The organism is Aeromonas sp. Marseille-Q7275, from assembly GCF_965119515.1.
The window spans coordinates 103536-117664 of record NZ_CBCPLW010000005.1; the positions used below are offsets into that span (position 1 = coordinate 103536).

Consider the following 14129-nt stretch of genomic DNA (forward strand, 5'->3'; position numbering starts at 1 on the left):
TCGAGGGGGCCATGGGCCCCCTCGTCTTTAGCCACGACGCCGCAGCAACCTCATCCGCCAATCCCCACCCGGCGATCCCCCCCATAGAGAGGCGAGAGACGAGATCCCATTCACCTTGCACATACGAGTCATCGACACAGCCCCCTGTTGGTAATAAAAAACGGCACCGAGAAGGTGCCGTCATGGATTATGGGGGGAGCTGCCTGTGCGGGCTCAGCCTGCCTTATTCTGCTCGGCCAGATAGAGCCAGGTGTCGACCACGGTATCCGGGTTCAGCGACACGGAGTCTATGCCCTGCTCGACCAGCCAGGCGGCGAAGTCCGGGTGATCCGACGGCCCCTGGCCGCAGATGCCGACGTACTTGCCCGCCTTGCGCGCGGCCGCGATGGCCATGGCCAGCAGCGCCTTGACCGCCTCGTTGCGCTCATCGAACAGGTGGGCGATGAGACCCGAGTCCCGATCCAGCCCCAGGGTCAACTGGGTCATGTCATTGGAGCCGATGGAGAAGCCGTCGAAGTGCTCGAGGAACTTGTCCGCCAGCAGGGCGTTGGAGGGGAGCTCGCACATCATGATGACTTTCAGGCCACGCTCGCCGCGGCGCAGGCCGTTCTCCGCCAGGATCTCCACCACCTGCTCCGCCTCGCCCACGGTGCGCACGAAGGGGATCATCACCTCGACGTTGGTCAGGCCCATGACATCGCGCACCCGCTTCATCGCCTCGCATTCGAGCGCGAAGCAGGGGCGGAAGCTGTCGGCGATGTAGCGGGAGGCGCCACGGAAGCCGATCATGGGGTTCTCTTCATGAGGCTCGTAACCACGGCCCCCCACCAGGTTGGCGTATTCGTTGGACTTGAAGTCCGACATCCGCACTATGACCCGCTCCGGCCAGAAGGCGGCGGCCAGGGTGGCGATGCCTTCCGTCAGCTTGGCGACGTAGAACTCGCGGGGGCTCTCGTAGCCCGCGATCATCTTGTTGATGGTGGCTTGCAGCTCGGGGCTCTGCTTGTCGAACTCCAGCAGCGCCTTGGGGTGGACCCCGATCATGCGGTTGATGATGAATTCGAGGCGCGCCAGGCCCACGCCGGCGTTCGGCAACTGGGCGAAGTCGAAGGCGCGGTCCGGGTTGCCGACGTTCATCATCACCTTGATGGGCAGGCGCGGCATGTTGCCCACCTCGGTCACCGCCACGTCGAAGTCGAGCTCGCCGTCATAGATGAAGCCGGTGTCCCCTTCCGCGCAGGAGACGGTGATGAGCTGACCCGCCTCGATTCGGTCGGTGGCATCGCCACAGCCGACCACGGCCGGGATGCCGAGCTCACGGGCTATGATGGCGGCGTGGCAGGTGCGGCCACCCCGGTTGGTGACGATGGCGGAGGCCCGCTTCATGATGGGCTCCCAATCCGGATCCGTCATGTCGGTGACCAAGACATCGCCGGGTTGCACCTCATCCATCTGGCTGATGGAGCTGATGACCCGCGCCGGGCCCGCCCCTATCTTGTGGCCGATGGCGCGCCCCTCGATCAGCACCTTGCCGGATTGCTTGAGGGCAAAGCGCTCCAGGGTGTTCGCCTCTTGGCGACTGCGCACGGTTTCCGGACGCGCCTGGACTATGTAGAGCTTGCCATCCTGACCATCCTTGGCCCACTCGATGTCCATCGGGCGACCGTAGTGTTGCTCGATGATGAGGGCTTGCTTCGCCAGCGCCATCACTTCCTCGTCCGTGATGCAGAAGCGGTTGCGCTCGGTATCCACGGTGTCGACGATCTTCACCTGGCGGCCGTGACCGGCGTCCTCGGAGTAGGTCATCTTGATAAGTTTCGAACCGAGCGTCTTGCGCACCACGGCGGGGCGACCGGATTTCAGGGTCGGTTTGTGCACATAGAACTCGTCCGGGTTGACGGCCCCCTGCACCACCATCTCCCCCAGGCCCTGGGCGCCGGTGATGAAGACCACGTCGTTGAAGCCGGATTCGGTATCCAGGGTGAACATGACGCCTGAGGCGGCGAGATCCGAGCGCACCATGCGCTGCACCCCGGCGGAGAGGGCCACGCCCTTGTGATCGTACCCCTGATGTACCCGGTAGGAGATGGCGCGATCGTTGAAGAGGGAGGCAAACACATGCTTGATGGCGGTCATGACAGAGTCTATGCCGCGCACGTTGAGGAAGGTCTCCTGCTGACCCGCGAAGGAGGCGTCCGGCATGTCTTCGGCGGTGGCGGAGGATCGCACCGCGAAGGAGGCCTCAATCCCGGCGCTCAGCTTGTCGTAGGCGGCACGCACCGCCTGCTCCAGCGCAGGCTGGAAGGGGGCATCCACCACCCAGTCACGGATCTGCTGACCGGCCCGGTTGAGGGCGGCAATGTCGTCCACATCCAGGCTGTCGAGCAGGTCGTGGATCTTGCCATTGAGGCCGCTTAACTCCAGAAACTCGTTAAACGCAAAGGCGGTGGTCGCAAAGCCGCCCGGCACGGACACGCCGGCACCTGAGAGGTTGCTGATCATCTCGCCAAGGGATGCATTCTTGCCGCCAACGCGCTCAACGTCCTGCATTCCGAGCTGTTCGTACCAGAGTACGTACTGTTGCATTTGCATGTCTCCAGGTTGGTGGGCCAGGGTGCCGAGCACCTGCTGTGCCAAATCATGTGTTTTTGTATGTGTGTGTTGCCAACGACCATGAAAACGTTTTCTACTGATTATCAAAAAAATCCCCGAGCAAGATTTGGGGATGGCCGTCTGACACAGACATTCTACAATGGCGACACAAAAAGGTAACGACTCAGGTTTGCAAGCGAGTTCACAACTTGGGAATGGCAGACCTGTTGACAAAAGAGATATGGTTTCGAGAGATACTGAATGCTCGCAACCCCCCAGGAGCACACCACAGGAGTCCGCTGTGCACACCGTATTCTATGTATCCGACGGCACCGCCATCACCGCCGAGGTGTTCGGTCACGCCGTGCTGAGCCAGTTTCCGCTGATCTTCGAACAGGTCACCATCCCCTTTGTGGAGACCCAGGAAAAGGCGCGCCAGGTGCGGGCCCGCATCGATGAACAGTTTCGCCAGACCGGGGTGCGCCCCATACTGTTTCACACCATAGTCGACCCCCTGGTACGGGAAGAGGTGCTCAAGGCCCAGGCCAGCAGCCACGATTTTCTCAACACCTTCGTGAGCCCCCTCGAGCAGGAGCTCGGGATCAAGGCCGAGCCCAGGCTCCACCGCACCCACGGCATGGAGAACCGCAAGCTGTACGACGATCGCATCGAGGCGGTCAACTTCGCCCTCAGCAATGACGACGGCATCACCACCAAGGAGTATGACGAGGCGGACATCATCCTCATCGGGGTCTCCCGCTGCGGCAAGACGCCGACCAGCCTCTATCTGGCGCTGCAATTTGGCATCCGTGCCGCCAACTACCCCTTCATCGAGCAGGACATGGGCTCGCTGGAGCTGCCCGCCCCGCTCAAGGCCAACCGCCACAAGCTGTTCGGTCTCACCATAGCCCCCCAACGGCTGCACGAGATCCGCAACCAGCGCCGCGCCAACAGTCGCTACTCCTCTCTCGAGCAGTGCGAACAGGAGCTGGCGAGTGTGGAGCGGCTGTTCCGCCAGGAGGCGATCCGCTTCCTCGACACCAGCTCCCACTCGGTGGAGGAGATCAGCGCCAAGATCCTGGAGGCAACCGGCCTTCGCCGCCAACTCTGCTAGCCGGCATGAAAATAGCCATATCAAGCACTATCAGATTGCCGAGTGGCAAGATAATGAGACAGCAAGAGTGGGAGAAATGACGCCGGCGGATCCGCCGGCGTCATGAGGTTCAGGGACGAGGGTGGGAGCCCGGCTTGTTGAGCTCCCGGTTGTTCATCAAGATGCCATGAAAACGCAGCAAGCCGTGGCGTTTGCGCACCCGCTCGCTCAACCAGCAGGCGGGGAGCAGGCCAAGTCCGGCGGCGAGCGTCAGCACCATGGCGATGTTGTTCACCAGATAATCTGCCCCCTGCCATCCCCAGACCATCAAGCAGGCCGCTGCCATGGTCAGCAACATGGGGGAGAGCCAGACTCCCAGCCAGAGCGCGGCGAGCAGCAAGCCACCGACAATACTTTCGATCATATGAGTCCTTTCTTGAAAAAAGGCTACTAGCACACCAAATTGCCGCCAGGTCAATAGCACCCAAATCAACCGAACACAAAACCATCAATCACTTCCAAAAACCCTTTCCAGATCATGAAAAACCTGAACATTGGCCACAAAGCAAACCAATGATGAGGAAAACAGGTGCACAAGCGGTCGATTATCACTATTCTGCTCGGGTTGGTAGCCGCCATAAAAAACAGTGCGCGGCAAACCGTAACGATATTAATACGGATTTCGTCACGTTTTCGGCACAAGATGCCGCGCCTGGCACAGGAGGTGCCATGGCAGACGAGGCGCGAGACGAGTGAATTCAGCGACGTAAGGAAGGAAGAATGGATCTTCAACAAGACGGCGAAGAGCTCAAGCGCGGCCTGAAAAACCGCCACATCCAGCTCATCGCACTGGGCGGTGCCATAGGTACCGGCCTGTTCCTCGGCATTGCCGACACCATCAAGATGGCAGGCCCCTCGGTGCTGCTTGGCTACGCCATCGGCGGCTTCATCGCCTTCCTCATCATGCGCCAGCTCGGCGAGATGGTGGTGGAAGAGCCGGTGGCCGGCTCGTTCAGTCACTTTGCCTACAAGTACTGGGGTGACTTCGCCGGTTTCGCCTCCGGCTGGAACTACTGGGTACTCTATGTGCTGGTGAGCATGGCGGAGCTGACGGCTGTCGGCATCTACGTGCAGTACTGGTGGCCCGAGATCCCGACCTGGATGTCGGCGGCCTTCTTCTTCGTGCTGATCAACGCCATCAACCTCTCCAACGTCAAGGCGTTCGGCGAGATGGAGTTCTGGTTCGCCATCATCAAGGTCGTGGCCATCCTCGGCATGATTGGCTTCGGCGGTTACCTGCTGTTCTCCGGCACCGGCGGCCCCGATGCCTCCGTCAGCAACCTCTGGGCCCAGGGCGGCTTCTTCCCCAACGGGGTGGGCGGCCTGGTGATGGCCATGGCCTTCATCATGTTCTCCTTCGGCGGTCTGGAGCTGGTCGGCATCACGGCGGCGGAAGCCGACAACCCCGAGAAGAGCATCCCCAAGGCCACCAACCAGGTGATCTACCGCATCCTCATCTTCTATATCGGCGCCCTGGCCGTGCTGCTCTCCCTCTATCCCTGGGGCAAGGTGGTGGAAGGCGGCAGTCCGTTCGTGATGATCTTCCATGCTCTCGACAGCAACCTGGTGGCCAACGTGCTCAACCTGGTGGTGCTGACTGCGGCCCTCTCCGTCTATAACAGCTGCGTCTACTGCAACAGCCGCATGCTGTTCGGCCTGGCCAAACAGGGCAACGGCCCCAAGGCCCTGCTCAAGACCAACAAGAGCGGTGTGCCCCTAATGGCCATCTCCATCTCGGCGGCCGCCACCCTGCTGTGCGTGCTGATCAACTACCTGATCCCGGGCAAGGCCTTCGGCCTCTTGATGTCGCTGGTGGTCTCCGCCCTGGTCATCAACTGGGCCATGATCAGCCTGGCGCACCTCAAGTTCCGCAAGGTCAAGGCAGCCGAAGGGGTTGAAACCAAGTTCAAGGCACTCTGGAGCCCCTTTGGCAACTACCTCTGCCTCGCCTTCATGGCCGCCATCCTGGTGATCATGTACATGAACGACGGCACCCGCATCTCGGTCGAGCTGATCCCGGCCTGGGTACTGGTGCTGGGTCTGGGCTATCTGTTCAAGCAGAAGCGCCAGGGTCGAGTGGCCACCAATCTGGGCTAAGCCTCCCCGCTCCTCTTACGAAAATGCCGGTCAGTGACCGGCATTTTTTTATGCGCCAGCTCCCCTGGCATGGGCGAAGCCGTCCATCACTCCCCTGGCCTGCCCAGATAAGAGGCGCCCCTTGTGCACCTTCACTCAGCGCCCATGCACAGAACCTGTAACGACAAACCCGAGGCAGAAGCCTCGGGTTTGGAGAGATCAGGGCCGGTTGAACGGTCCATCATTCCAGCAGGAAGACGGCTTCCACGTTGTCCGTGATGCTGATCTGCTGCTGCTGGTAGCTGTTCTCCACCATGTCGGCGGCAGGCGCGGCGGCCGCCTTCATGGCACGGCTATACACAGGAATGGGAGAGCTGTTGCGATACTCGACGCTGTACACCTTGCCAAGCTTCATGCCAAAGGCCTTGGCCAGGGATTCCGCCTTGCTGGTGGCATCTGCCACAGCGCCAAGACGGGCCTGATCCTTGATGATCTGTGGTGACTTGAGGCCGTACTCAATCTGGGAGACGGACTCCAGACCCGCCTTGAGGGCGGTATCCATCAGCTGGCTCAGCTTGTCGAGCTGGTAGAGTTTGACCGCCAGCTGGCGCTGGGCACGGTAACCCACCATCTCGGGCTGCTTGTTCTGCGGATACTGGTACTCGGGGGAGATCACCAGATTGCCGGCCTCCACATCGCTACGCTTGATGCCGAGGCTCTCCAGTTGACCAAAGAAGGCGGCCACCTTGGTATCCACCTGCTGCTTGGCCTTGAGGCCCTGTTTCTCCAGGGCGGTCACGGCGACGTTGAGCGTCAGCATGTCGGGCTCGGCCTTCTGCTCCGCGTAGCCGCTGACCACCAGATGGGGAGCCTGGGGCACCTCGATGGCAAGCAGCGGGGCACTGACAACGAGCGCAGACAGGGTAAGAAGGGGACGCCACATAGAAAAAAACCTCCGTCGATTAGATGGAGGCCATTATGCACGTCGTCGATTGGGATTCATATATCGTGCAATGGGGGGATCTGCTCCAGCACCTGATTGGTCATGTCGATGTTGATGCTGATCTCTCCTCCAAGCGGATTGCCATGGCTCGCGATCACGGACGACGGAACCTCGGCTCCGAGCAGAGACTCATCCTCGAAATGGAATGAATCCCACGACAGAACGTGACCCTGGGATGGCATGCTCGGCTCGGAAGCCGTCACCACCATCAGACTACTCCAGTCAAGCTCTTCACCATGGCTGAGCAGCCCCTGCAAGGAGCTGTCGCTCAGGCTCTGCAACGAATACTCCTGCTGCCCCCACTCATGGCCAACCAGCACCATCATGTGAGGCAAGGGCGCATCCTCTGCCGGCGTGAAGCTGATGCGGGAGGCGGCAAAGTCCACATTGAGCAACCCCGCCACATCGCCATCTTCACTCTCCAGCTCCAGACCATTGAGCTTGTCACCCGTCATCGCGGCCTGATAGCCAAAGCGGCCGGAGCAGACGATGCTGTCCTGCCCGTCCCAGCTATAGCGAATGCCATCGATGTCGACCCAGTTGAATGACTGCATGGTGACCCTCTCCTGATACTGCCGCTATCTTAGCCGTCCACTTCATCAAATAACAGGGGCCGGGCAGACCCGGCCCCCACGCTTTGATTATGGATCAACCTTGAGATTGCCCTGATCCAACAAGTCCTGAATGATCTGCTGGTCGGTCCGTGTCGAATTGGCCGTCAGATCCACATTGTCAAAGAAGATGGTATGGGTCGTTGTGCCCCCAGCCGAACCATCCAGATCGATCGTCAGGGTCGATTTATTCACTCCCGGACCAGGGGCAAAGGTCAGATACTGATCCAGAGAGGTTGCGTTGGCATGCTCGCCACTGAGCAACTCGCTCAGGTCCAGTACATCCCCGTTGGCCCCAGTGGTGAAGTCCTTGATGACGTCGGTACCGCCAGCCTCACCCGACTGCCACTTGAAGGTGTCCTTGCCATCTCCTCCCATCAGGATGTCACTGCCCAGCCCACCTATCAGTACATCATTACCCAATCCGCCAATCAGCGAATCATCACCGGCCAGACCGGATAGCACATCGTTGCCGGCACTCCCCTGAATCACATCTGCCGATGCGGATCCGGTGAAGGTGGTGCCCGCTTCGATGGTTACGTGTAGATTGGTATTGGCCGTAGCATCGTTATCGGCATCTTTTACTCCAACCTGGAAATCCAGTTCGGCATCCAGAGTCGTGTTCTCCGAAGTGATCAAGCCAATATCGGAGACTTTCACCACATCGCTGTCGGTCTGACCACTGAATGTAGTGGTCTGATTGGATCCTCCTGTATCACCGAAGGCCGCATTGAAGTTCAAGGCAGCAGAGGTAGTGATGTCCTCTACACTGGTCAGGATCTGGGCGCCGTAGATCTGCCAGTTTTCCCCCGTTCCGTTGTAGTCATTGTGCTCGATCACAATGGCCCCATCGTTATTGTCCAAGGTGATACCGTAAGCCAGCAGGGCAGCCAGGGTCGCTGGACTACTGCTTGATTTGGCAATATCACTGTTACTGATCACCAGGGCCCGGGTGGTGGTTATGCCACCCGCACCTACCAGTTTCAATACCACAACTAGATCTTCACTATTGATACCGTCGAATTTGAGGAATATTCCCTCCGCACGACCATCAGGATTGGCGACTACGGTGCCGGTCGGGTTGGTGGTGTGGAACGTCAGATCCAGCACTTCCCCCTTGCCGATAGTATCGCCAGCCACACCGTTCGCCGAGTTGGATACACTGACCCAAGACGATGCCTGGGTAAACAGCTCACCACTGGTGAAGATGTTGGTGTTGGCTCCCCCAGTCTGCAGATTGTTGGTCCCGGTCCCCCCCCCCGGTTCTGATGCCCCCCTGAACTGGACATAGAAATCGTTGTCGAGCTTGGCCACTGACACGTCCGGTTGAGTACTATCCGGTACACTGCCACCTGACGCATAGCCCGTGATATTTAACGAGGCACTGGTTTTGAGGACACTGAAGCCTTCGACCGGATCATCAAGTGATACGGTATAGGTACCGTTGACCTTGTCAAAAATCAGTGTGCCAGTTGCCTCCTGGGTGGTGCCGGGGTTGGCCGGGTTCGGCGCGTAATTAAACTCAAAATTGAAAGTTGCCGTACTGGCGCTCTCCGACACCCAGGTAACCGATTGCGACGTGATGGTCGTGCCACCGACAGTGCCGCTCAGGCTGATCGTCTTGAAGTCCGAATCGATTGCACTGAACGGGCCAGTACCGCGAGTATCCGCACCGGTGCTGTAGTCGAACACACCAGCAGCCCCTCCCGGATTGTTGCTGTTGGAGTACACCAGATTGGAGCTGGCCAGGATGGAAGGTATGTCGTCTTCAACCTGGATCAGCAGGTCACCTGCCAAAGGTAGCGGGTTGACTCCATCAGAGGCTCGAATTGCGCCAGTCAGGTTCAGCGTCAATATCTCGTTGTCGTCACCATTGGCATCAGGATGATCCAGTGGCCCAAGCAGGGTAAAGGTGTAAGAACCATTGCTCTGCACCACGAGAGTGAAAACGGTTACTGCGCCGGCCATCGCTGTCAGGGTATTACCAGAGAAGCCGTAAGTGACAGCTACCCCATCCGAGGTCAGGGACGGCATGACATTGGGGGTGGAATCCAGACCGAATTGTCCACTGTTCGTGCCGACTAAAAGTTCGACCAGGCTTCCTGAAATGACTGTCGTCTGGGCATCATTGTCAGTCAATCCACCAGGTAACTCATCCTCGTCCACCTTTCCGATGACCGGTGCAGCATCCTCAATGTTGATCGTCAGAGATGCATTCGCCTGATCGCCATCCTTGTCGATGATGACATAGTCGAAGCTTTCACTGGTATCCGCGGAAACACTTTGCGGAGAGGTATAACCCCACTCACCCGTAGCAAAATTAAAGGTAAGCTTGCCACCCAAAGCCGTCGTGATGTTGGTCAGTTGCTGATCGCCATCCAGGACGCCATCCCATGAGTAAGTCGTCCCATTGATCTTGATGGACATGATCCGCCCTGGGCCGTCAGCACCGTATGAGTCGTCATCTCCCCCTCCCACTGCGTTGTTGTTCCCGAGCAGAACATTGCCACTGACAAAGTTCCCCGAAATCTGACCAAGCAGCGTAGTAATCAGGCCGTTAAAGTCGGTGACCAAGATAGGAGCTCCGCTACCATCAAGATCGACATCCTGCAAGCGGGTGGTGTTAATACCATCCCCCACACCAATAGCAGTGACGTTGATCCCATTGCTATCGACAAAGGTGTTCCAAGCCGTTGCCGTCGCGTTGCTCAGCGAGTTGCCACCTGTCCCCGTTTGTTCATTAGGGTTGCCATCACTGATAAAGAATACCTGGTTGCTCCATCCCTCAATCGGAGAATAAGACACCATGGTTTGCTGGATGGCATCAGTGAAGTCGGTATCGCCGTTAAATGGCCGATTTGCAATGATGCTATCGACCAGAGCATTGAACTCGGCAAGCGATGTCACCGGGACATATGCCAGGGAGTCCGAAGAAAACGCCACTATGGTGATTTTCACATCGCCATCGGTACCATTGAACAATGCCTGCCCCGCAGCCTTCACTGCGTTCATCATGGTGTTGAACTCACTGTTGCTGATACTGCCGCTAGAGTCGAGCACAAAGGCGACATTGAAATCTTTGCCGCTGGATTCGGCCACAATGGCTGTGTCGTTTTTCGCCAGCGGCGTATCATCATCAACATTGATTGCCAGTGTGCCCGTTGCAGTATCACCATCTCCATCAACCACTTGATAGTTCAAGGTAAATGTCTGGTTGTTCTCCAGATCTGCGTTCGCATGCAGGATGGGTGCGTTCTGCGTAACACTATATTCTCCTGTAGCCGAGTTCAGGGTTACTGTCAGCACGGTAACTGCCCCCTGTTTGACTAGCAGGGCACCTGCTGGATTCGTTTCATAGGTAAAACCTGCTGGAGCGCCCGTGGTCAGCCATTGCACATTCCCCGCACCATCTGCACCGAAGTTATGAGCGAGAATGCCGTTCGTGTTTACCGCATTGTCATCGTCGTTCGGGCCATTCGGAATGCCATTTGCTAGGGCGTCATCGTCGAGTTGCACCGTGAAATTGCTGCCAACGCTCGGCACGATCGTCGACGATGTTCACCGACAGCGTGTCGCTGTCGGACTGACCGATCTGGTCCGTCAGCACCACCGCGAAGTCTTCAAACAGGCCATTTCTCGCCCGCCCCCGTTGGCATGGGTTTCATTGTCCCCCGGGGTGTAGCTGTAGCTCACCACCCCGGTCAGCGGGTTGTAGCCCGTGATGCTCAAAGTGTTACCCAGCCCGTGACAAACGACCCCGCCGTGAACGCAGCGTTGATGAACGTCACCCCGCCTATCGTCAGCGAGGCCACCCCATCCGGCGAGCTGATGGTGAAGCTGCCAGCCTGTGTCAGGCGCGCTGCTGTCCGAGCCGTCAGCAAGTCATCTTCATCCACCACCACGTCCCCGCCATTCACTGACGGGGTCAGGTTGCTTATCTCCGGCAGCGTGTTGCCAATCGCGATGGTCAACGTCGCCGTGTCGGTGTCGCCATCCCCGTCGCGCAGGGTGTAGAGGTAGTTACCTCGACACCCGCCAGCAGGCGCGCGCACAACTGTAGAGCCGTCCGGGTTGAGCGTCCAGCACACCGTAGGCACCCTGCACCGCGGTCGCCCCCGCCACCGCCGTCGGCGCCCCGGCGGCCGTCGTCGCCGTCACCGAGGACACCAGCCGCGCCGTCCGCACCCCGGGTGTCTGCCCCCGTGTCGCTGTCGCCCTCATCTCCCTGCCGCCGCGTCGGCGATGAGGTTGCCCGTGGCCGGACCGACCCGCCAGCCGCTATCGAATCAGTGTCCATTCTGGGCATCAGGCACGTCGTCGACGATGTTCACCGACAGCGTGTCGCTGTCGGACTGACCGTCCTGGTCCGTCAGCACCACCACTGAGAAGTCTTCAAACAGGCTGTTCTCGCCCGCCCCGTTGGCATGGGTTTCATTGTCCCCAGGTATAGCTGTAGCTCACCACCCCGGTCAGCGGGTTGTAGCCCGTGATGCTTAGTGTTACCCAGCCCCGTGATAAACGGCCCGCCGTGAACACCCCGTTGTTGATGAACGTCACCCGCCTATCGTCAGCGAGGCCACCCCATCCGGCAGGCTGATGGTGAAGCTGCTCAACCTGTGTCAGGCTCGCGCTGCTGTCCGAGCCGTCAGCCAAGTCATCTTCATCACCACCACGTCCCGCCATTCACTGACGAGGTCAGGTTGCTGCTCCTCCGGCGGCGTGTTGCGCGATCGCGATGGTCAACGTCGCCGTGTCGGTGTCGCCATCCCCGTCGCGCAGGGTATAGAGGTGAATACCTCCGACACCCCGCCCGGCTGGCCGGCATCGCGCGCAACTGCTGAGCCGTCCAGGTTGAGCGTCAGCACACCGTAGGCGCCCTGCACCACGGTCGCCCCCGCCACTGCCGTCAGCGCCCGGCGGCCGTCGTCGCCGTCACCGGAACACCGGCGCCGTCCGCACCCCAGGTGTCGCCCCGTGTCGCCGTCGCCCGCATCCCTGCCGCCGCGTCGGTGATGAGGTTGCCCGTGGCCGGACCGACCCGCCAGCCGCTATCGAATCGGTGTCGTTCTGGGCATCGGGCACGTCATCGACGATGTTCACCGACAGCGTGTCGCTGTCGGACTGACCGTCCTGGTCGCGTCCATCACCACCGCGAAGTCTTCAAACAGGCTGTTCTCGCCCGCCCCGTTGGCATAGGTTCATTGTCCCCCGGGGTGTAACGGCGGCTCACCACCCCGGTCAGCGAGGTTGTAGCCCGTGATGCTCCAGGTGTGGCTAAACGGCCGCCATGCCCGGCGCGATGTTCGTCAGCGAGGCCACCCCATCCGGCGAGCTGATGGTGAAGCCCCTGCCAGCCTGTGTCCAGGCTCTCCTTGCTGCTGTCGAGCCGTCAGCCAAGTCATCTTCATCCACCACCACGTCCCCGCCATTCACTGACGGTCGGAACACTTATCTCCGGCGGCGTGTTGCCAATCGCGATGGTCAGCGTCGCCGTGTCGGTGTCGCCATCCCCGTCGCGCAGGGTGTCGAGTAGACCACCTCCGACACCCCGCCCGGCGCGGCATCGCGCACATAGCTGTAGAGCCATCCGGGTTGAGGCGTCAGCACACCGTAGGCGCTGCACCACGGTCGCCCCGCCACCGCCGTCGGCGGCGGCCGTCGTCGCCGTCACCGAGGACACCAGCGCGCCGTCGCACCCAGGTGTCTGCACCGTATCGCTGTCGCCCGCATCCCCTGCCGCCGCGTCGGTGATGAGGTTGCCCGTGGCCGGACAGCCCGCCAGCCGCTATCGAATCAGTGTCATTCTGGGCATCAGGCACGTCGTCGACGATGTTCACCGACGGCGTGTCGCTGTCGGACTGACCGTCCTGGTCCGTCAGCACCACCGCGAAGTCTTCAAACAGGCTGTTCTCGCCGCCCCGTTGTACAGGTTTTCCATTGTCCCCAGGGTGGCTGTAGCTCACCACCCCGGTCAGCAGGTTGTGGCCTGATGCTCAAGGTGTTGCGTGACAAGCTGACCCCGCCGTGAACACCCGTTGTTGATGGGCGTCACCCCGCCTATGCGTCGGCGAGGCCACCCCATCCGGCGAGCTGGTGGGTAATGCCAGCCTGTGTCAGGCTCTCCTTGCTGTCCGAGCCGTCAGCCAAGTCATCTTCATCCACCACCACGTCCCCGCCATTCACTGACGGGGTCAGGTTGCTTATCTCCGGCGGCGTGTTGCCAATCGCGATGGTCGGCGTCGCCGATGTCGGTGTCGCCATCCCCGTCGCGCAGGGTGTAAGTGAATACCTCCGACACCCCGCCCGGCGTACCGGCATCGCGCACATAACTGTAAGAGCCGTCAGGTTGAGCGTCAGCACACCGTGAGCGCCTGCACCACGGTCGCCCCCGCCGTCGGCGCCCCGGCGGCCGTCGTCGCCGTGCGAGGACACCAGCGCGCCGTCCGCACCCCGGGTGTCTGCCCCCGTGTCGCCGTCGCCCGCATCCCCTGCACCGCCGCGTCGGTGATGAGGTGCCGGTAACCCGGACCAAACCCGCCAGCCGCTATCGAATCGGTGTCATTCTGGGCATCGGGCGTCATCGACGATGTTCACCGACAACGTGTCGCTGTCAGACTGACCGTCTGGTCCGTCAGCACCACCGCGAAGTCTTCAAACAGGCTGTTCTCGCCCCGCCCCGTTGGCATGGGTTTCA

The 14129-nt window shown here is 60.3% G+C and carries 10 protein-coding genes; 2 read left to right on the plus strand and 8 right to left on the minus strand.

Features of this window, described 5'->3' with window-relative positions; genetic code table 11:
• Positions 1–213: 213 nt before the first annotated feature.
• On the minus strand, positions 214–2586 hold the full coding sequence (ppsA, locus tag ACWPWQ_RS06800; protein WP_454009362.1) for a phosphoenolpyruvate synthase: 2373 nt from the start codon (positions 2584–2586) through the stop codon (positions 214–216).
• Positions 2587–2893: 307 nt separating this feature from the next.
• On the opposite strand from ppsA, the gene ppsR reads away from it, so the two are divergent.
• Positions 2894–3706: a posphoenolpyruvate synthetase regulatory kinase/phosphorylase PpsR gene (gene ppsR / locus ACWPWQ_RS06805; protein WP_139439492.1), complete on the plus strand. Its 813-nt coding sequence runs from the start codon at positions 2894–2896 to the stop codon at positions 3704–3706.
• Positions 3707–3815: 109 nt separating this feature from the next.
• Here ppsR and ACWPWQ_RS06810 read toward each other — a convergent pair whose 3' ends face one another.
• A complete protein-coding gene (locus tag ACWPWQ_RS06810; RefSeq protein ID WP_202046214.1) occupies positions 3816–4106 on the minus strand; it encodes a hypothetical protein in 291 nt (96 codons plus the stop codon).
• A gap of 359 nt (positions 4107–4465) precedes the next feature.
• On the opposite strand from ACWPWQ_RS06810, the gene ACWPWQ_RS06815 reads away from it, so the two are divergent.
• On the plus strand, positions 4466–5842 hold the full coding sequence (locus ACWPWQ_RS06815) for an amino acid permease (protein WP_139439490.1): 1377 nt from the start codon (positions 4466–4468) through the stop codon (positions 5840–5842).
• A gap of 220 nt (positions 5843–6062) precedes the next feature.
• Here ACWPWQ_RS06815 and ACWPWQ_RS06820 read toward each other — a convergent pair whose 3' ends face one another.
• From ACWPWQ_RS06820 to ACWPWQ_RS06845, 6 genes are all read right to left on the minus strand, one after another.
• Complete coding sequence (locus tag ACWPWQ_RS06820; protein WP_139439489.1) at positions 6063–6764, minus strand: SIMPL domain-containing protein; 702 nt, start codon at positions 6762–6764, stop codon at positions 6063–6065.
• A gap of 56 nt (positions 6765–6820) precedes the next feature.
• A complete protein-coding gene (locus ACWPWQ_RS06825) occupies positions 6821–7378 on the minus strand; it encodes a hypothetical protein (RefSeq protein ID WP_454009363.1) in 558 nt (185 codons plus the stop codon).
• Positions 7379–7465: 87 nt separating this feature from the next.
• Positions 7466–10951 (minus strand): T1SS-143 repeat domain-containing protein, encoded by a 3486-nt coding sequence (locus ACWPWQ_RS06830; RefSeq protein ID WP_454009364.1) that lies wholly within the window; start codon positions 10949–10951, stop codon positions 7466–7468.
• A gap of 209 nt (positions 10952–11160) precedes the next feature.
• Positions 11161–11523, minus strand: coding sequence for a hypothetical protein (locus ACWPWQ_RS06835; RefSeq protein WP_454009365.1), 363 nt, complete (start codon positions 11521–11523; stop codon positions 11161–11163).
• Positions 11524–11866: 343 nt separating this feature from the next.
• Complete coding sequence (locus ACWPWQ_RS06840) at positions 11867–11992, minus strand: hypothetical protein (RefSeq protein WP_454009366.1); 126 nt, start codon at positions 11990–11992, stop codon at positions 11867–11869.
• 1500 nt (positions 11993–13492) lie between these two features.
• Entirely contained in the window at positions 13493–13696 is a 204-nt protein-coding gene (locus tag ACWPWQ_RS06845; protein ID WP_454009367.1) for a hypothetical protein, read from the minus strand.
• Between the last annotated feature and the right edge of the window lie 433 nt (positions 13697–14129).

Bases quoted from the DNA above. Each gene is read 5' to 3' on its own strand.
- ppsA (WP_454009362.1), bottom strand. From the start codon at position 2,586: ATGCAACAGTACGTACTCTGGTACGAACAGCTCGGAATGCAGGACGTT.
- ACWPWQ_RS06815 (WP_139439490.1), top strand. From the start codon at position 4,466: ATGGATCTTCAACAAGACGGCGAAGAGCTCAAGCGCGGCCTGAAAAAC.
- ACWPWQ_RS06820 (WP_139439489.1), bottom strand. From the start codon at position 6,764: ATGTGGCGTCCCCTTCTTACCCTGTCTGCGCTCGTTGTCAGTGCCCCG.
- ACWPWQ_RS06825 (WP_454009363.1), bottom strand. From the start codon at position 7,378: ATGCAGTCATTCAACTGGGTCGACATCGATGGCATTCGCTATAGCTGG.
- ACWPWQ_RS06845 (WP_454009367.1), bottom strand. From the start codon at position 13,696: ATGGCGACACCGACATCGGCGACGCCGACCATCGCGATTGGCAACACG.